The following is an 18,774-nucleotide window of genomic DNA, read 5'->3' as shown; positions in this document are numbered from 1 at the left end:
CGCCCGGGAAGTCGTAGGACGACAGAAGCTCGCGAACTTCGAGCTCGACCAGCTCGAGAAGCTCGGCGTCGTCAACCTGGTCGACCTTGTTCAGGAACACAACGATCGCCGGAACGCCGACCTGGCGGGCGAGCAGGATGTGTTCGCGCGTCTGCGGCATCGGGCCGTCAGCAGCCGAGCAAACCAGGATCGCGCCGTCCATCTGCGCCGCACCGGTGATCATGTTCTTCACGTAGTCGGCGTGGCCGGGGCAGTCGACGTGCGCGTAGTGGCGGGCCGGCGTCTCATACTCGACGTGCGCCGTCGAAATCGTGATGCCGCGGGCCTTCTCTTCCGGAGCCGCGTCGATCTGGTCGTACGCCTTGAACTCACCGAAGTACTTCGTGATCGCTGCCGTCAGAGACGTCTTGCCGTGGTCAACGTGGCCGATCGTGCCAATGTTGACGTGCGGCTTGTTGCGCTCAAACTTACTCTTTGCCATTTTCGGCTCTCCGTTTTGCTAGTCCCCGAGGGGAGCTAATTCTTGTTATCGGTCAATAGGTATGCCGGTCACTTCTGACCGGAATACTTTGCCTGGATTTCGGTTGCGACGTTCGACGGGACCGGCGCGTAGTGATCGAAGGTCATCGTGTACTGAGCGCGGCCCTGCGACATGGAGCGCAGGTTGTCGACGTACTTGAACATGTTGGCCAGCGGAACGTTGGCGCTGATGACAACCGCGATGCCACGGCTTTCCTGACCCTGGATCTGGCCACGGCGGGAGTTGAGGTCGCCGATAACGTCACCGACGTAATCTTCCGGGGTGACGACCTCGACCTTCATCATCGGCTCGAGGAGCTGAGCGCCGGCCTTCTTGGCTGCTTCACGGAAGCAAGCGCGGGAAGCGATTTCGAACGCCAGGACCGAGGAGTCGACGTCGTGGAAGGCACCGTCGATGAGCGTCGCCTTGACGCCGAGCATCGGGAAGCCAGCCAGCGGACCGGAAGACAGAACGCTTTCGATGCCCTTCTGAACGCCCGGGATGTATTCCTTCGGAACAGAGCCGCCGACGATCTTGGATTCGAACTTGAAGTCTTCGCCTTCCGGGTTCGGTTCGAAGATGATCTTGACGCGCGCGAACTGGCCGGTACCACCGGTCTGCTTCTTGTGCGTGTAGTCTTCTTCGGTCTGGCGCGTGATGGTTTCGCGGTAAGCAACCTGCGGCGCACCAACGTTTGCTTCGACCTTGAACTCGCGACGCATGCGGTCGACGATGATGTCGAGATGCAGTTCGCCCATGCCGGCAATGATCGTCTGACCGGATTCCTGGTCCGTCTTCACGCGGAAGGACGGGTCTTCGGCTGCCAGGCGGTTGAGCGCGAGGCCCATCTTTTCCTGGTCGCCCTTGGACTTCGGCTCGATGGCGATCTGGATGACCGGCTCGGGGAATTCCATGCGCTCGAGGATAACCGGCTTCAGCGGGTCGCAGAGCGTATCGCCAGTGGTGGTTTCCTTGAGACCAGCGAGAGCAACGATGTCGCCTGCAAAGGCTTCTTCGATGTCTTCACGAGAGTTGGAGTGCATCTGCAGCATACGGCCGACGCGCTCGCGCTTGTCCTTGACCGTGTTCAGAACCGAAGAGCCCTTTTCGAGCTTGCCGGAGTAGATGCGTGCGAAGGTGAGCGAACCGACGAAGGGGTCGTTCATGATCTTGAACGCCAGCATCGAAAGCGGCTCGGCGTCATCTGCATGACGCTCGATATCGGCTTCGGTCTTGAAATCGATGCCCTTGATCGCCGGAATGTCGAGCGGCGACGGCAGGTAGTCGACCACGGCGTCGAGCAGCGGCTGCACACCCTTGTTCTTGAAGGCGGTGCCGCAGAACATCGGATGGAACTTGACGTCGATGGTGCCGCGGCGAACGAGTTCGCGGATCTTGTCGTTGTCGGGCATGTTGCCTTCGAGATAGGCTTCCATCGCAGCTTCGTCGATCTCGACAACGGTCTCGATCAGCTTTTCGCGATATTCTTCAGCCTTGGCCTTCAGATCTTCCGGGATTTCGACGACATCCCACTGGGCGCCGAGCGATTCGTCGCGCCAGATCAGCGCGTTCATCTCGACGAGGTCGACAACGCCCTTGAAGTCGCTCTCAGCACCGATCGGCAGCTGCATGACGACGGCGGTCGCGCCGAGACGCGTCTTGATCATCTCGACCGAGCGATAGAAGTCCGCGCCGGTCTTGTCCATCTTGTTGCAGAAGATCATCCGCGGAACATTGTACTTCTCAGCCTGGCGCCAGACGGTTTCCGTCTGCGGCTCAACGCCGGCGTTGGCGTCAAGCAGCGCGATGGCGCCGTCGAGAACGCGCAGCGAACGCTCGACTTCGATGGTGAAGTCGACGTGGCCGGGGGTGTCGATGATGTTGAAGCGGCGCATCTTGCCGTCACGGCCCTTCCAGAAGGTCGTGGTGGCAGCAGAGGTGATCGTGATGCCACGCTCCTGCTCCTGCTCCATCCAGTCCATGGTGGCTGCGCCGTCGTGGACTTCGCCGATCTTGTGCGACTTGCCGGTGTAGTAAAGGATACGCTCGGTGGTCGTGGTCTTGCCGGCGTCGATATGCGCCATGATACCGAAATTGCGGTAGTCTTCGATCTTATATTCGCGAGCCATTGTGGACTGCCTTTCGATACCGTTCGGAATTACCAGCGATAGTGCGAGAACGCGCGGTTGGCGTCAGCCATCTTGTGCGTGTCTTCGCGCTTCTTGACGGCGGAGCCGCGGTTGTTGGACGCATCGAGCAGTTCGCCGGACAGACGGTCGATCATGGTGGTTTCGTTGCGCTTGCGGGCAGCGGCAATCAGCCAGCGAATGGCGAGAGCTTGGCGGCGCTCCGGACGGACGTCGACCGGAACCTGGTAGGTCGCACCACCGACGCGGCGCGAGCGGACTTCAACGTGCGGGGCAATGTTGTCGAGCGCAGAATGGAAAACCGAAAGCGGCTCCTGCTTGGACTTGCCCTGGACGGCGTCGAACGCACCATAGACGATGTTTTCAGCAACGGACTTCTTACCATCGAGCATGATGGCATTCATGAACTTGGTCACGACGAGGTCACCGAACTTCGGATCCGGATTGATCTCGCGCTTTTCTGCTTTATGACGTCTGGACATACTTTTCGTCTCTTCAACCGTTAAGGCGCTTCATCACGCGGAGGACCTCGCGCAGCGCCGGATTATTCAAAATCCGAATTACTTCGGACGCTTCGCACCGTACTTGGAGCGACGCTGCTTGCGGTTCTTGACACCTTGGGTATCGAGAACGCCGCGGATGATGTGATAACGGACACCCGGAAGGTCCTTGACGCGGCCGCCGCGGATCATGACGACGGAGTGTTCCTGAAGGTTGTGACCTTCGCCGGGGATGTAACCAATGACTTCGAAGCCGTTGGTCAGGCGGATCTTTGCGACCTTACGCAGAGCCGAGTTCGGCTTCTTCGGCGTGGTCGTGTAGACGCGCGTGCAAACGCCGCGCTTCTGCGGGTTCTCCTGGAGAGCGGGAACCTTATTACGCTTTACGTTCGCCTGGCGAGGCTTGCGGATCAGCTGGTTTACGGTAGGCATTCAACCATCCCTTACGTTTATCTCAGTACCCTTGCGGGCTTGAACTCACGCCGTCTCCGGCAATGACGCATGCTTTCCGTCAATGCGCAAAATATGGCCCGATCCGCTTCCGCAGATGGACCACAAGGAGCAGAGGACGCATAAAATCCTGCGTCATGCGTGCAGCATCATGACTTCAACGTGCGTTTAGAACCTTGTTTGAGGTGAATTTCAGGGCGCGTCGCCCCGAACAGCCAAGCCTCACATGGGATCTGATGGCCGGGGTACTACTGGTTTCCACCCGTCCCGTCAAGGCCGGTTAAGAAATAAACTTGGCCGCATCACCTTGATATGCGGGCCGAACGCCCTGTTTTCATCCTTCTAGACGCATTCAGGGACGTGCGCCAAGATAAAAACTTGGGCCTTGCAGCAAAAGCAGTTAAGGAATCAGCAATTGCGGCGTTAGGTCCTCTCAGCGGATTCGACAAAGCGAATCCCCAGGAACCGAGGACAGGCGATGATCACGACACCTGATAACGACAATAATTTCGACGGACCGATGATCTTCATCATCATCGGCAAAGGCTATGAGTCCGAGGCCAGCGAAGGCATCGACCTGCACATCCTGCTCCAGGCGCCCGATGACGACACCGCCGTGCGCGAAGCCTTGAACGCCCTTGCCGAGGAGGGTTTCATCGAGGCCGATCTCGACCAGATCGGCATGCTGACCGAAATTCCGGCGGAAGAGCCGCACGCTTCGGCCTATCAGGGTGCGGTTGACGGCGAGGTCGCGATCATCCGGTTCAACTGACGGGAACGCCTTCCCTCCCCTATCAATCAAAGACTGGCATACAAACGAAAACCGCCCGGATCGCTCCGGGCGGTTTTTCAATTCGTGGACCTCAGCTGCGGATTATTCCGCAGCCGGGGCGTTTTCGGCCATGTCCTGCAGCATCGGGGTGGCGACCGCTGCCCCAGTGCCCTTGCGGCGCTCTTCGAGGATGAGCTCGTCGCGCGACGTGGCGATGCGGCGGATCTGGGTCATGGTGCCGCCGGTGCCGGCCGGAATGAGGCGGCCGACGATGACGTTTTCCTTCAAGCCCTGCAGACCGTCGGTCTTGCCGGCGATTGCAGCTTCCGTCAGCACCTTGGTCGTTTCCTGGAAGGACGCGGCCGAGATGAAGGACGGGGTCTGCAGCGACGCCTTGGTGATGCCGAGAAGAACCGGCTCGCCGCTGGCGGGCTTCTTCCCCTGCTCGATCAGGTGGTCGTTGACGTCCTCCAGTTCGATCCGGTCGACGTTGTCGCCGACGATGTAGGTCGAGTCACCGGCATCGGTGATCTCCACCTTCTGCAGCATCTGACGGACGATCACCTCGATGTGCTTGTCGTTGATGACGACGCCCTGCAGGCGATAGACTTCCTGGATTTCGTTGACGAGGTAGGAAGCAAGAGCCTCCACGCCCTTGATCGCCAGGATGTCGTGCGGAGCCGGGTTACCGTCGAGGATGTAGTCACCCTTTTCGATATAGTCGCCGTCCTGAAGGTGGAAGGGCTTGCCCTTCGGAATCAGGTATTCGACAGGCTCGACACCGTCTTCCGCCGGCTCGATGATGACGCGACGCTTGTTCTTGTAGTCGCGGCCGAGGCGGATCGTACCATCGATCTCTGCGATGATGGCGTGATCCTTCGGACGGCGAGCTTCGAACAGTTCGGCAACACGCGGCAGGCCGCCGGTGATGTCCTTGGTCTTGGCGCTTTCGAGCGGCGAACGGGCGAGAACGTCACCCTGCGAGACCTTCGTGCCCGGCTCGACCGACAGGATGGCGTCGACCGAGAGCAGGAAGCGGGCGTCACCACCGCGCGACAGCTTTGCGACATTGCCGCTGGCGTCCTTGATGACAATCGCCGGCTTGAGATCCGAGCCGCGCGGGGTCGAACGCCAGTCGATGACCTGACGCTTGGTGATGCCGGTGGATTCGTCGGTCGCTTCCAGAACCGAGAGACCATCGACGAGGTCTTCGAACTGAACGGTACCGGCAACTTCCGTCATCATCGGACGGGTGTAAGGATCCCACTCCGCCAGACGCTGGCCACGCTTGACCTTGTCACCTTCGTCGACATGCAGCTTCGAACCGTAGGCGACACGCTGCGAAGAGCGCTCGACGCCACGCTCGTCCAGGATCTGGACGGTCATGTTGCGGCCCATGGCAACGAGGCTGCCTTCAGAGTTGCGCAGCACGTTGCGGTTCTTGATCTGCACCGTACCTTCGTACGAGGCTTCCAGGAACGACTGGTCGACCACGGTTGCCGTACCGCCAAGGTGGAAGGTACGCATGGTGAGCTGGGTTCCCGGCTCGCCGATCGACTGAGCGGCGATGACGCCGACGGCTTCGCCCATGTTGACCGGCGTACCGCGCGCGAGGTCGCGGCCGTAGCAGACCGAGCAGACGCCCGTCTGGATTTCGCAGGTCAGCGCCGAGCGGATGCGGATCGACTGGATGCCGGCCTTCTCGATTTCGATGACATCGGGCTCGAGGATCATCTTGCCGGCATCGACGATGCGCTCACCCGTCACCGGATGGTCGATGTCGTCGAGCGCCGTGCGGCCGAGAATACGGGCGCCGAGCGAGGCAACGACCTGGCCGGCATCGACGATGGCGGTCATGGTCAGGCCGGTTTCGGTGCCGCAATCGACGTGCGTGACGATGCAATCCTGCGCGACGTCGACGAGACGGCGGGTCAGGTAACCGGAGTTTGCGGTCTTCAAGGCGGTGTCTGCCAGGCCCTTGCGGGCGCCGTGCGTCGAGTTGAAGTACTCGTTGACGGTCAGGCCTTCCTTGAAGTTCGAGATGATCGGCGTCTCGATGATTTCGCCCGACGGCTTGGCCATCAGGCCGCGCATGCCGCCCAGCTGACGCATCTGGTTCGGAGAACCGCGGGCGCCGGAGTGGCTCATCATGTAGATCGAGTTCATCGGCTTCTGACGGCCGGTGTTCTCGTCGAATTCGACCGCCTTGATGCGTGCCATCATCTCTTCGGCGACCTTTTCAGTCGCCTTGCCCCAGGCATCGACAACCTTGTTGTACTTTTCGCCCTGGGTGATGAGGCCGTCATTGTACTGCTGCTCGTATTCCTTCACCAGATTTTCGGTGTCGTTGACGATCTTGGCCTTGGTGTCCGGAATGACCATGTCGTCCTTGCCGAACGAAATGCCGGCACGGCAGGCATGGGCGAAGCCGAGCTGCATGATGCGGTCGCAGAAGATGACCGTGTCCTTCTGGCCGCAATGGCGGTAGACCGTGTCGATCATCTTGGAGATGTTCTTCTTGGTCATTTCCTGGTTGCAGATGTCGAAGGGCACCTTGCCATTTTTCGGCAGCAGTTCGCCGATGAGCAGACGGCCGGGCGTCGTCTCGTAGATCTTCGAGTAAGGCTTGCCATCCTCGCCGATCGACTTGAAGCGGCCGCGGATCTTGGTGTGCAGCGTCACGACCTTGTTTTCCAGCGCGTGATGCAGCTCGCCGAGATCGGAGAAGGCCATGCCTTCGCCCGGCTCGTTCTGGTTCAGGATCGACAGATAGTACAGGCCGAGAACCATGTCCTGCGAGGGAACGATGATCGGCGCGCCGTTTGCCGGGTGCAGGATGTTGTTGGTCGACATCATCAGCACGCGGGCTTCGAGCTGGGCTTCGAGCGACAGCGGCACGTGAACAGCCATCTGGTCACCGTCGAAGTCGGCGTTGAAGGCCGTGCAGACGAGCGGGTGCAGCTGGATGGCCTTGCCTTCGACCAGGGTGGGTTCGAAGGCCTGGATGCCCAGGCGGTGCAGCGTCGGTGCGCGGTTCAGAAGAACAGGATGTTCGCGGATGACCTCGTCGAGGATATCCCAAACTTCCGGCTTTTCCTTCTCGACCAGCTTCTTGGCCTGCTTGACGGTCGAGGAGTAACCCTTGGCGTCGAGGCGGGCATAGATGAACGGCTTGAAGAGTTCGAGCGCCATCTTCTTTGGAAGACCGCACTGATGCAGCTTCAGTTCCGGACCGGTGACGATCACCGAACGGCCGGAATAGTCGACGCGCTTGCCGAGCAGGTTCTGGCGGAAGCGGCCCTGCTTGCCCTTCAGCATGTCGGACAGCGACTTCAGCGGACGCTTGTTGGCGCCGGTGATGACGCGGCCGCGGCGGCCGTTATCGAAGAGCGCGTCGACAGATTCCTGCAGCATGCGCTTTTCGTTGCGGATGATGATGCCCGGAGCGCGCAGTTCGATGAGGCGCTTCAGACGGTTGTTACGGTTGATGACGCGGCGATAGAGATCGTTCAGATCCGACGTCGCGAAACGGCCACCGTCGAGCGGAACGAGCGGGCGCAGATCCGGCGGGATGACCGGAACGACCTTCATGATCATCCATTCCGGACGATTGCCTGACTCCATGAAGTTCTCGACGATCTTCAGGCGCTTCATCAGCTTCTTCTGCTTGAGATCCGACGTGGTGTCGGCAAGCTCGGAGCGCAGATCGCCGGCGATCTTTTCGAGGTTCATCGAAGCCAGCATCTCGTAGATCGCCTCAGCGCCGATCATCGCGGTGAACTGGTCTTCACCGTACTCGTCGACGGCGAGCATGTACTCTTCTTCCGAGAGGAGCTGGTGCTCCTTGAGAGCGGTCAGGCCCGGCTCGGTGACGATATAGTTTTCGAAGTAGAGGACGCGCTCGACATCCTTCAGCGTCATGTCGAGCAGTGTCGAAATGCGCGACGGCAGCGACTTCAGGAACCAGATGTGGGCAACGGGAGCAGCAAGCTCAATATGGCCCATGCGCTCACGGCGAACGCGCGACAGCGTGACTTCGACGCCGCACTTTTCGCAGATGATGCCCTTGTACTTCATGCGCTTGTACTTGCCGCACAAGCATTCGTAGTCCTTGATCGGGCCAAAGATGCGCGCGCAGAACAGACCGTCGCGTTCCGGCTTGAACGTGCGGTAGTTGATGGTTTCCGGCTTCTTGATCTCACCGTAGGACCAGGAGAGGATCTTCTCCGGAGACGCGATCGAAATCCGAATGGAATCGAAATTCTGTGCAGGCACCTGCGGATTGAAAAGATTCATGACCTCTTGGTTCATGCCTGTCTCCTTCATGGGCTAAAGCGCCCTCAAAATGCGATGGCCGGCGGCAATTCCCGGGAGCCGCCTCCCTCGCTTAAACGAGAATAACCGCAAGATGCGGCGAAACTTCCCTTCCGGGCCGACACGGATGCGGCTCCCGGCGGGACCGGCGTGCGCCGCATTGGCAGCGCACGCCCTATCAATGTTTACTCGGCCGCGTCCGGCAGCTGGGTTGCCTGCGCTTCATCGAGCTTGGTGTTCTCGAGCTCGACGCTGAGGCCCAGCGAGCGCATTTCCTTGACGAGAACGTTGAAGCTTTCCGGAATACCGGCTTCGAACGTGTCGTCTCCGCGGACAATGGCTTCGTAGACCTTGGTGCGGCCGGCGACGTCATCCGACTTCACCGTCAGCATTTCCTGCAGCGTATAGGCGGCGCCATAGGCTTCGAGCGCCCAGACTTCCATTTCGCCGAAGCGCTGACCACCGAACTGCGCCTTGCCGCCCAGCGGCTGCTGGGTCACGAGCGAGTAAGGGCCGATCGAGCGGGCATGGATCTTGTCGTCGACCAGGTGGTTGAGCTTCAGCATGTAGATGTAGCCCACGGTCACCTGGCGGTCGAACTGCTCGCCGGTACGGCCGTCATAGAGAGTCGACTGGCCGGTGTCCTTGAGACCCGCCAGACGCAGCATGTCGTTGACGTCACCTTCATTGGCGCCGTCGAAGACCGGCGTCGCGATCGAAACGCCGCGCTTCCACTGGTCGGCGAGACGCAGGACGGACTCGTCGTCGAAGTCCTGGACCTGTTCGGCCTTGGGACCGTCGCCGACGACATCGCCGATGGTCTTGCGCAGCGGTTCGATGTTGCCGTTGGCCTTATACGCTTCGATCAATTCGCCGATCTGGCGACCCATGCCGGCGCAAGCCCAACCCAGGTGCGTTTCCAGAATCTGGCCGACGTTCATGCGCGAAGGCACGCCGAGCGGGTTCAGAACGACGTCGACATGCGTGCCGTCTTCGAGGAACGGCATGTCCTCGACAGGCACAATGCGCGAGACCACGCCCTTGTTCCCGTGACGGCCGGCCATCTTGTCGCCCGGCTGGATCTTGCGCTTCACGGCGACGAAGACCTTGACCATCTTCATGACGCCCGGAGGCATTTCATCGCCGCGCTGGACCTTCTCGACCTTGTCCATGAAGCGCTGTTCAAGGCGCGACTTGGATTCGTCGTACTGGCCGCGGAGGGCCTCGAGTTCGCTCTGGACCTTCTCGTCCTCGACGGCGAACATCCACCACTGCGAGCGAGGATATTCGGAGACGACGGCGTTCGAAAGTTCGGTGCCCTTCTTGAAGCCCTTCGGGCCGGCAATCGAGACCTGGCCGCGCAGCATGTCGATCAGACGGCCGTAGACGTTACGGTCGAGGATCGCCTGCTCGTCGTCGCGGTCCTTGGCGAGCCGCTCGATCTCTTCGCGCTCGATCGCCATCGCGCGCTCGTCCTTCTCGACGCCATGGCGGTTGAAGACGCGAACTTCGACGATCGTGCCGTAGGTGCCGGGCGGCATGCGCATGGAGGTGTCGCGCACGTCGGAGGCTTTTTCGCCGAAGATGGCGCGCAGAAGCTTTTCTTCCGGCGTCATCGGGCTTTCGCCCTTCGGCGTGATCTTGCCGACGAGGATATCGCCCGGCTGAACCTCGGCGCCGATATAGACGATGCCGGCTTCGTCGAGGTTCTTCAGCGCTTCTTCCGAAACGTTCGGAATATCGCGGGTGATTTCCTCGGGGCCGAGCTTGGTGTCGCGCGCCATCACTTCGAATTCCTCGATGTGGATGGAGGTGAACACGTCGTCGGCAACGATGCGCTCGGAGAGCAGGATCGAGTCTTCGTAGTTGTAGCCGTTCCAGGGCATGAACGCGACGAGCGCGTTGCGGCCGAGCGCCAGGTCGCCGAGATCGGTCGACGGGCCGTCGGCCAGAATATCGCCGCGGTTGACGACGTCACCGACAGTGACCAGCGGACGCTGGTTGACGCAGGTGTTCTGATTCGAACGCTGGAACTTCTGCAGGCGGTAAATATCGACGCCGGACTTGCCGGCTTCGAGGTCTTCCGTGGCGCGGATAACGATACGCGTCGCGTCGACCTGGTCGACGACGCCGCCGCGGCGGGCGCCGATGGCGGCACCGGAGTCGCGCGCGACGACCGGCTCCATGCCGGTGCCGACGAACGGAGCTTCGGCACGCAGCAGCGGCACGGCCTGACGCTGCATGTTCGAGCCCATGAGGGCGCGGTTGGCGTCGTCGTTTTCCAGGAACGGGATGAGTGCCGCTGCGACCGAAACGACCTGCTTCGGCGAAACGTCCATCAGGTTCATGCTGTCGCGGGGCGCGAGCATAACTTCACCCGCGTGACGGCAGACGACGAATTCGTCGACGAAGGAACCGTCAACGTTCAGCTCGGCGTTGGCCTGTGCGACGTAATACTTGGCCTCTTCCATGGCGGAGAGGTAGAGCACGTCGTTCGTCACCTTGCCGTCGACGATGCGCCGGTACGGGCTTTCGATGAAACCGTATTTGTTGACGCGGGCAAAGGTCGCAAGCGAGTTGATCAGACCGATGTTCGGGCCCTCCGGCGTTTCGATCGGGCAGATACGGCCATAGTGGGTCGGATGCACGTCGCGGACTTCGAAGCCGGCGCGCTCGCGGGTCAGACCGCCCGGACCAAGGGCCGAAAGACGGCGCTTGTGGGTGATTTCCGAGAGCGGGTTGACCTGGTCCATGAACTGCGAGAGCTGCGAGGAACCGAAGAATTCGCGGACGGCTGCGGCAGCCGGCTTGGCGTTGATCAGGTCCTGCGGCATGACCGTGTCGATTTCGATCGAGGACATGCGTTCCTTGATCGCACGCTCCATGCGAAGCAGGCCGAGACGGTACTGGTTCTCCATCAGCTCGCCGACCGAGCGGACGCGGCGGTTGCCGAGGTTGTCGATGTCGTCGATCTCACCCTTGCCGTCGCGCAGTTCGACCAGCATCTTGACCACGGCCAGGATGTCGTCCTTGCGCAGGATGCGAACGGTGTCCTCGACGGAGAGGTCGAGGCGCATGTTCATCTTGACGCGGCCGACGGCGGAGAGGTCGTAACGCTCCGCATCGAAGAACAGCGAGTTGAACATGGCTTCGGCCGATTCCATCGTCGGCGGTTCACCCGGGCGCATGACGCGATAGATGTCGAACAGAGCGTCCTGACGGTTCTCGTTCTTGTCAGCCGAAAGCGTGTTGCGGATATAGGCGCCGACATTGATGTGGTCGATGCCGAGAACCGGGATCTCGTCGAAACCGTTCGCGAGGATGACGGCGAGCGTCTTCTCGTCGATCTCGTCGCCGGCCTCGAGATAGATCTCACCCGTCGAGTAGTTGACGATATCCTCGGCGAGGTAGTTACCGTAAAGGTCGTCGTCGCCGGCCTTCAGCGCCTTCAGGCCCTTATCGGAAAGCTGGCGCAGCAGCCGCGGCGTCAGCTTCTTGCCGGCTTCCACGACGACTTCGCCGGTATCGGCGTCGACCATCTCGGTGATCGCCTTGGCGCCCTTCAGGGTTTCCGGCTTGAAGGGAATGCGCCAGCCATCGCCGTCGCGCTTGTAGAGCGACTTCGTGTAGAAGGTGTCGAGGATTTCCTCGCCGTCCATGCCGAGCGCCATCAGCAGCGACGTGACAGGGATCTTGCGGCGGCGGTCGATGCGGGCGTAAACGATGTCCTTGGCGTCGAATTCGATATCGAGCCAGGAACCGCGATAGGGAATGACGCGGGCGGCGAACAGCAGCTTGCCGGAAGAATGGCTCTTGCCCTTGTCATGGTCGAAGAAGACGCCCGGCGAACGGTGCATCTGCGAGACGATGACGCGCTCGGTGCCGTTGACGATGAACGTGCCGTTGTTGGTCATGAGCGGCATGTCGCCCATGTAGACGGACTGTTCCTTGATGTCCTTGATCGACTTTGCGCCGGTATCCTCGTCGATATCGAACACGATGAGACGGAGAGTGACCTTCAGCGGCGCAGCATAGGTCAGGTCGCGCTGGCGGCACTCGTCAACGTCGAACTTCGGCGGTTCGAATTCGTAAGACACGAACTCCAGCATCGAGGCGCCGGAGAAGTCGGTGATCGGGAAAACGGATTTGAAGACGGCCTGAAGGCCTTCGTCTGGGCGACCGCCCTTCGGCTCTTCAACCATCAGGAACTGGTCGTAGGACGCCTTCTGAACCTCGATGAGGTTCGGCATTTCTGCGACTTCGGGGATCTTACCAAAAAACTTGCGTACGCGCCTGCGACCATTGAACGAAAGGGTCTGAGCCATCGTCGCTCCTTCAAAAATTGCATCCGGGCCTGCAACGGACGGGAACCGATGGCCAGTCGACCCCGCCGATCAATGAGTAGTTCAACCTCGTCCCACCTCCCGAAACAGCCAGGCCGGATTGCCTTGGCGCTTCGGTTCGAGACCATGCTCTTGAAGAACCCATTACCCAAAAGCCGTTTTCACGCGGCTTTTGGGTAATTCGTTCAGGAAAACGGCAAATGGGAGGCAGTAAATTCCGCCTCCCACGTGCAGTTCAAGATTACTTGACGTCGGCCTTTGCGCCTGCGTCTTCAAGCTTCTTCTTGATGTCGGCGGCTTCAGCCTTGGAAACGGCTTCCTTGACAGCCTTCGGAGCGCCTTCGACGAGGTCCTTGGCTTCCTTGAGGCCGAGGCCGGTGATGGCGCGAACTTCCTTGATGACGTTGATCTTGTTGGCGCCGGCATCCGTGAGGATGACGTCGAACTCGGTCTTTTCTTCTTCAGCCGGAGCAGCAGCGCCTGCACCACCAGCAGCGGCAGCAACAGCTACCGGAGCAGCAGCGGAAACGCCCCACTTTTCTTCGAGAAGCTTCGACAGTTCTGCAGCTTCCAGAACGGTCAGCGAGGAGAGGTCGTCAACGATCTTTGCGAGATCAGCCATTTTACTAGTTCCTTTTGTTCGGTTCGAACCGGTTGATTATAAACAGCGAAAAACCGCCTTAAGCGGCTTCGTCCTTCTTGGCGTAGGCCGCAAACACGCGGGCAAGCTGGCTTGCCGGTGCTGCAACAACCCCAGCGATGCGGGTAGCCGGTGTCTGGATCATGCCCAGCAGCTTCGCACGCAGCTCGTCGAGCGAAGGCAGGGTCGCAAGCGACTTGACTGCATCGGCGTTGAGCGTGGTTGTTCCCATGGCGCCGCCCAGAACAACGATCTTGTCGTTGGTCTTGGCGAAATCCATGACGACCTTCGGAGCGGTGATCGGATCGGTGCTGTATGCAATCAGCGTCTGACCCTTGAAGAGATTGGTAATCCCTTCCGCTTCCGTACCCTGAAGGGCAATTTTGGCCAGGCGGTTCTTCGCGACTTTGACGGTACCGCCAGCTGCACGCATCTTCGAACGAAAATCGTTCATCTGCGCGACTGTAGCACCAGCATAGTGGGCCACGACGACTGAGCCCGAAGCCTTGAAGACTTCGTTCAGTTCCGTGACGAATTCGCGTTTTTCCGCTCTTTCCACTGCCTATCTCCAGTTGGCGAGACCGAAAACGGGCCCGCCGGGTTGCCTTTTGCCTCCCGGGATCATGCGAGATCCCAAGCGACGCTTGAGGATCCTGTCCCCCCGCGCTCCGCGCCAATCAAGGCTAAAGAGGCACAAGGCATCCAAGGCTCGAACCGAGTTACGAGAAGTGAACTTCATGCAATTCGGGTCTTACCCGTCTCATGCAGGCGAAGTGATTAAGGGAAAACCACCTGCAATCTCGGACAGGATTCCGGATTTCTCCGGAATATTCCGGCCCCTTGCGAGGCCGGAAATTCAGTGACCGGGCCGAAGCCCGGCCATAAACTTATGCAGTCGGAGCTGCGGTGACCGAGCCGACTTCGATCTTGACACCCGGGCCCATGGTCGAAGAAATCGCCACGCGCTTGACATAGTTGCCTTTGGCGCCAGCCGGCTTCGCCTTGATGACGGCGTCGGCAAAGGCGCGGATGTTTTCTTCCAGAGCCTTGGCATCGAAAGAGGCCTTGCCGATGCCGGCATGGACGATACCAGCCTTCTCGACGCGGAACTCGACAGCGCCGCCCTTGGAAGCCTTGACGGCTCCGGCGACATCCATGGTGACGGTACCGACCTTCGGGTTCGGCATCATGCCGCGCGGGCCGAGAACCTTACCGAGACGACCGACGAGCGGCATCATGTCGGGGGTGGCGATGCAGCGATCGAAGTCGATCTTGCCGCCCTGGACGATTTCGACGAGATCTTCTGCGCCAACAACGTCTGCGCCAGCAGCCTTGGCTTCGTCAGCCTTGGCGCCACGGGCGAAAACAGCAACGCGAACCGTACGGCCGGTGCCGTTCGGCAGGTTGACGACGCCGCGAACCATCTGGTCGGCGTGGCGCGGGTCAACACCGAGGTTCATCGAGACTTCGATGGTTTCGTCGAACTTGGCGACAGCCCGTTCCTTGACCATGCCGATGGCCTGGGTCAGAGCGTAGAGCTTGGTCGGATCAACACCTTCGTTGATTTTGCGAGTGCGCTTGCCTGCCATGGTCTTAACCCACCACTTCCAGGCCCATGGCGCGGGCAGAGCCCTCGATCATCGCCATTGCACCTTCGATATCCGCTGCGTTCAGGTCCTTCATCTTGGCCTCGGCGATCGTCTTGATCTGAGCCTTGGTGAGGGTACCGGCCTTTGCGCCCTTACCAGGCGTCTTGGAACCGGACGTGATCTTCGCTTCCTTCTTCAGCCAGTAGCTGACCGGCGGCTGCTTCATCGCGAAGGTGAAGGACTTGTCCTGGTAATAGGTGATGACGACCGGAATCGGCATACCCTTTTCCATTTCCTGCGTGGCGGCATTGAACGCCTTGCAGAATTCCATGATATTAATGCCACGCTGACCAAGCGCCGGACCAATCGGCGGGGACGGGTTTGCCGATCCTGCCTTGACCTGAAGCTTGAGCTGGCCTGCAACTTTCTTAGCCATATCTCTCTGCCTTTCATGAACGGCCGGTCGCCCGGCCCGTGATGCCGGATTGCTCCGGCGGCTGCGGTTGCGTGGTGCGGATCATTAGGGCCCGGCTAAGACCCCTCACCTTCCACGCGGATGCGGACAAGGTCCGCAAGAGGCAGGCCACAAGGACCAGCCTCCCATCTCTCGCGATCAGACCTTCTCGACCTGCGCGTATTCCAGCTCGACCGGCGTTGCGCGACCGAAGATCGACACTTCCACCTTCAGGCGCGAACGCTCTTCGTCCACATCCTGAACCGTGCCGTTGAACGAAGCGAAAGGACCGTCGGAAACGCGGACCTGCTCGCCGATCTCGAAGGTAACGGACGCCTTCGGCCGCTCGACGCCTTCCTGAACCTGACCGAGAATGCGCTCGGCTTCATAATCCGGAATCGGAACGGGCTTATTGTCGGAGCCAAGGAAACCTGTGACCTTCGGCGTATTCTTGATCAGGTGATAGGCCTCGTCCGTCAGATTGGCGCGGACCAGGACGTAGCCCGGGAAGAACTTGCGCTCGCTGTCGACCTTGCGGCCGCGACGCACTTCCACGACCTTTTCGGTCGGCACGAGAATCTTCTCGAACAGGTGCTCAAGCCCCTTCTGGCGAGCCTTGTTCTCGATGTCTTCAGCCACCTTCTTTTCAAAATTCGAGTACGCGTGGACGATGTACCAACGTGCCGCCATTTTCATCTCCACCCGTATCAGTTGCCGGTATTGAGCACGAAGCTCAGGGCCCAGCCGATCAGCTGGTCAGCGGCAAAGAAAAACAGCGCGGCAAAAACCACCATCACCAGCACCATGACCGTCGAGATCATCGTCTCGCGGCGCGACGGCCATGTGACCTTGGACGTCTCGGAGCGAACCTGCTGCAGAAACGCAAATGGATTGGATTTGGATGCCATCGACTGCCCACGCAATTACGGCGCGTAAAGCTGAAACTATCAGCCCCACGCACCGCGTGTCTGTTGAACCCTAAATAAACACCGATTTCCGAATGCACAAGAGGGAAACCGAAGTTTAACGAAATTAGTTGCCACCGATCAATCCCGAGCCGGAATGCCGCGAGCAACGCCGCGCTGTCCGTATCAGGGAAGATGGCAGGGGCAGAGGGGCTCGAACCCCCGACCTGCGGTTTTGGAGACCGCCGCTCTACCAACTGAGCTATACCCCTTCATGCCTGTCTTTCAGCGCCCGGGCCAAGACCCGCAAATCGCTGCCGAAATGCATGGCGCTCCCTTTAAGACGGCGGCAGCGGATTGGCAAGCACGATTTTCGATTTTCAAAGCCTTCTGCTCATTTGCGAGCGTCCGCTTTTCGATCGCGTAACCGGAGAGCATTCAGACCTTCACATATTTCCGCCAGTCGTGTTCTTCCTTGAAGCCCAACACCTCGCGAATCTTGCGGTTGGAAAGCAGCCCCTCATATTCACCGACCTCGCGGGTGAAGGGCACATTCGGGAAGAATCGCTTCGCCAGCTCTTTCGACGGCGTATTGGCCGAAACCGTGTCGTTAGCGGCGTTGAAGACCTGGTAGCCAAGCCCGTCCTTCTCGATGCAGAGATGGCAGATCTGCCCGAGGTCGCGAGCGTCGATATAGCTCCAAGCGATGCGCTTGCGCATCTCCGGATGGGCAAAATAGGTTGGGAACCTCTCATATTCATGCGGCTCGATAACGTTGCCGATGCGCAGCGCATAGATGTCGAAACCCGACCGTTCGGCAAAGGCGCGCGCCGTTTTTTCGTTGACGACCTTGGAAAGGCCGTAAGAATCCATCGGATTGACGTCGTAATCTTCCTCCAGCGGGAACTGGTGGAAGTCGCGATGGCCTTCGGCGAAGCAGACGCCGTAAGTCGTTTCGCTCGACGCGACGATGATCTTCCGGATGCCGAGCTTCACCGCAGCCTCGATGACATTGTAAGTGCCCATCACGTTGATGCGGAAGGTCTCGTTGTCGGGCTTGATCAGGATGCGCGGAATGGCGGCGAAATGCACGACCGCATCAAAGGGCTGAACGCCCTTGCCCGCGTCGAGATCGGGAAAATCGCGATGCATCGACAGCGCGTTGAAGACCTGGCCGCTATCGGTGATGTCGGCGATGAGATTTGTGACGCCGGGGCTGTCCAGAGGCACGAGATCGAGGTTGTGAACCTCGTACCCTACATTGACGAGCCATGGCACGGCATGGCGACCTGCCTTGCCGGAACCGCCTGTGAACAGAATCCGCTTTTTCATGGAAAGGTCCTCCGCATCATGAAACCGGAGGCATAGTTAGACGCTTCCGCGCGAAGAGCAAGCGAGCGCCCTGCAAGGCTTTCACCCCGCCGCGCCAGGAGCACCCTGTCCGGGAGCACCTGGCCCATTATTCACCTATCACCGCAGCCCCGTGCGATGAACTGGAAAGGTCGTCACTTGACGACGCTTACCTCACCGATCTGCACTCCGGCCGACTGAACAACCTCTTGCGGAATCGCAGCGATGAAAAACATCGTGAAAACATACATCGCGAATATCGTCGCAACGAATGTGGCCTTTGGAATCATCCCGACTCTCCTCTTTACAAGGAGGAGTCTGGACTAAAATGAGCCAATCACAACTGCTTTCTGAACGTGAGATGAACAAAATACTGTGACGGGCATTTTTAACGATATTTTTACAACACCTGTTAAGCGGCGCGGATGCATCAAAAACGAAAAACCCCGCTGTTTCCAGCGGGGTTTTCCTAATTGTGGATAACCTGAAAGGTTACTCGACGATCGAAGCGACGATACCGGCGCCGACGGTGCGGCCGCCTTCGCGGATAGCGAAGCGCAGCTTTTCTTCCATCGCGATCGGAACGATCAGCTCGACGTCAACCGTGACGTTGTCGCCCGGCATGACCATTTCCGTGCCTTCCGGAAGCGTCACGATGCCGGTCACGTCAGTCGTGCGGAAGTAGAACTGCGGACGGTAGTTGGTGAAGAACGGCGTATGACGGCCGCCCTCTTCCTTCGTCAGGATGTAGGCTTCTGCCTTGAACTTCTTGTGCGGCTTGACGGAGCCC

General features: G+C 59.8%; 16 protein-coding genes and 1 tRNA gene. 1 reads left to right on the top strand and 16 read right to left on the bottom strand.

The window, feature by feature from the left end; translation table 11 throughout:
* The 4 genes from B5E41_RS30010 to rpsL all read right to left on the bottom strand — a co-directional run.
* On the bottom strand, window positions 1-481 hold a 481-nt coding region (locus tag B5E41_RS30010), incomplete at its 3' end, for a GTP-binding protein (RefSeq protein ID WP_141098809.1).
* 68 nt (window positions 482-549) lie between these two features.
* Window positions 550-2,649 (bottom strand): elongation factor G, encoded by a 2,100-nt coding sequence (fusA, locus tag B5E41_RS30005; protein ID WP_064682261.1) that lies wholly within the window; start codon window positions 2,647-2,649, stop codon window positions 550-552.
* A gap of 29 nt (window positions 2,650-2,678) precedes the next feature.
* The gene (gene rpsG, locus B5E41_RS30000) at window positions 2,679-3,149 is read right to left on the bottom strand and encodes a 30S ribosomal protein S7 (RefSeq protein WP_004669085.1); all 471 of its coding nucleotides are present in this window, start codon (window positions 3,147-3,149) and stop codon (window positions 2,679-2,681) included.
* 78 nt (window positions 3,150-3,227) lie between these two features.
* The gene (gene rpsL, locus B5E41_RS29995) at window positions 3,228-3,599 is read right to left on the bottom strand and encodes a 30S ribosomal protein S12 (RefSeq protein WP_003547537.1); all 372 of its coding nucleotides are present in this window, start codon (window positions 3,597-3,599) and stop codon (window positions 3,228-3,230) included.
* A gap of 496 nt (window positions 3,600-4,095) precedes the next feature.
* On the opposite strand from rpsL, the gene B5E41_RS29990 reads away from it, so the two are divergent.
* The gene (locus tag B5E41_RS29990; RefSeq protein ID WP_064801904.1) at window positions 4,096-4,389 is read left to right on the top strand and encodes a hypothetical protein; all 294 of its coding nucleotides are present in this window, start codon (window positions 4,096-4,098) and stop codon (window positions 4,387-4,389) included.
* Between the two features lie 102 nt (window positions 4,390-4,491).
* On the opposite strand, the gene rpoC is transcribed toward B5E41_RS29990, so the two are convergent.
* From rpoC to B5E41_RS29935, 12 genes are all read right to left on the bottom strand, one after another.
* The gene (gene rpoC, locus B5E41_RS29985) at window positions 4,492-8,700 is read right to left on the bottom strand and encodes a DNA-directed RNA polymerase subunit beta' (protein ID WP_064801902.1); all 4,209 of its coding nucleotides are present in this window, start codon (window positions 8,698-8,700) and stop codon (window positions 4,492-4,494) included.
* Window positions 8,701-8,888: 188 nt separating this feature from the next.
* The gene (gene rpoB, locus B5E41_RS29980; protein ID WP_088397204.1) at window positions 8,889-13,028 is read right to left on the bottom strand and encodes a DNA-directed RNA polymerase subunit beta; all 4,140 of its coding nucleotides are present in this window, start codon (window positions 13,026-13,028) and stop codon (window positions 8,889-8,891) included.
* A 259-nt stretch (window positions 13,029-13,287) separates the two neighbouring features.
* Window positions 13,288-13,668 (bottom strand): 50S ribosomal protein L7/L12, encoded by a 381-nt coding sequence (gene rplL / locus B5E41_RS29975; protein ID WP_064801898.1) that lies wholly within the window; start codon window positions 13,666-13,668, stop codon window positions 13,288-13,290.
* A gap of 58 nt (window positions 13,669-13,726) precedes the next feature.
* Window positions 13,727-14,245, bottom strand: a complete 519-nt coding sequence (rplJ, locus tag B5E41_RS29970) for a 50S ribosomal protein L10 (protein ID WP_064801896.1) — start codon at window positions 14,243-14,245, stop codon at window positions 13,727-13,729.
* 328 nt (window positions 14,246-14,573) lie between these two features.
* Window positions 14,574-15,275: a 50S ribosomal protein L1 gene (rplA, locus tag B5E41_RS29965; protein ID WP_064801895.1), complete on the bottom strand. Its 702-nt coding sequence runs from the start codon at window positions 15,273-15,275 to the stop codon at window positions 14,574-14,576.
* A 4-nt stretch (window positions 15,276-15,279) separates the two neighbouring features.
* Window positions 15,280-15,711, bottom strand: a complete 432-nt coding sequence (gene rplK / locus B5E41_RS29960; RefSeq protein WP_009985507.1) for a 50S ribosomal protein L11 — start codon at window positions 15,709-15,711, stop codon at window positions 15,280-15,282.
* Between the two features lie 177 nt (window positions 15,712-15,888).
* Complete coding sequence (gene nusG, locus B5E41_RS29955) at window positions 15,889-16,419, bottom strand: transcription termination/antitermination protein NusG (RefSeq protein ID WP_007791989.1); 531 nt, start codon at window positions 16,417-16,419, stop codon at window positions 15,889-15,891.
* Window positions 16,420-16,436: 17 nt separating this feature from the next.
* The gene (gene secE, locus B5E41_RS29950) at window positions 16,437-16,637 is read right to left on the bottom strand and encodes a preprotein translocase subunit SecE (protein WP_003547514.1); all 201 of its coding nucleotides are present in this window, start codon (window positions 16,635-16,637) and stop codon (window positions 16,437-16,439) included.
* A 193-nt stretch (window positions 16,638-16,830) separates the two neighbouring features.
* Window positions 16,831-16,906, bottom strand: a tRNA-Trp gene (locus tag B5E41_RS29945).
* A 166-nt stretch (window positions 16,907-17,072) separates the two neighbouring features.
* Window positions 17,073-17,966 carry an NAD-dependent epimerase/dehydratase family protein gene (locus B5E41_RS29940; RefSeq protein WP_088397203.1) on the bottom strand — a complete coding sequence of 298 codons (894 nt, stop codon included), beginning with the start codon at window positions 17,964-17,966 and terminating at the stop codon, window positions 17,073-17,075.
* A gap of 173 nt (window positions 17,967-18,139) precedes the next feature.
* Window positions 18,140-18,274, bottom strand: coding sequence for a hypothetical protein (locus tag B5E41_RS32630; protein WP_276328709.1), 135 nt, complete (start codon window positions 18,272-18,274; stop codon window positions 18,140-18,142).
* A gap of 202 nt (window positions 18,275-18,476) precedes the next feature.
* Window positions 18,477-18,774: EF-Tu C-terminal domain-related protein (locus B5E41_RS29935; RefSeq protein ID WP_457897735.1), on the bottom strand; the 298-nt coding region annotated here is incomplete at its 5' end.

This window comes from Rhizobium esperanzae (assembly GCF_002204185.1).
Lineage (GTDB): Bacteria > Pseudomonadota > Alphaproteobacteria > Rhizobiales > Rhizobiaceae > Rhizobium > Rhizobium esperanzae.
Note: the sequence above shows the minus strand (reverse complement) of the source record. Positions and strands in the feature narration are given on the sequence as shown.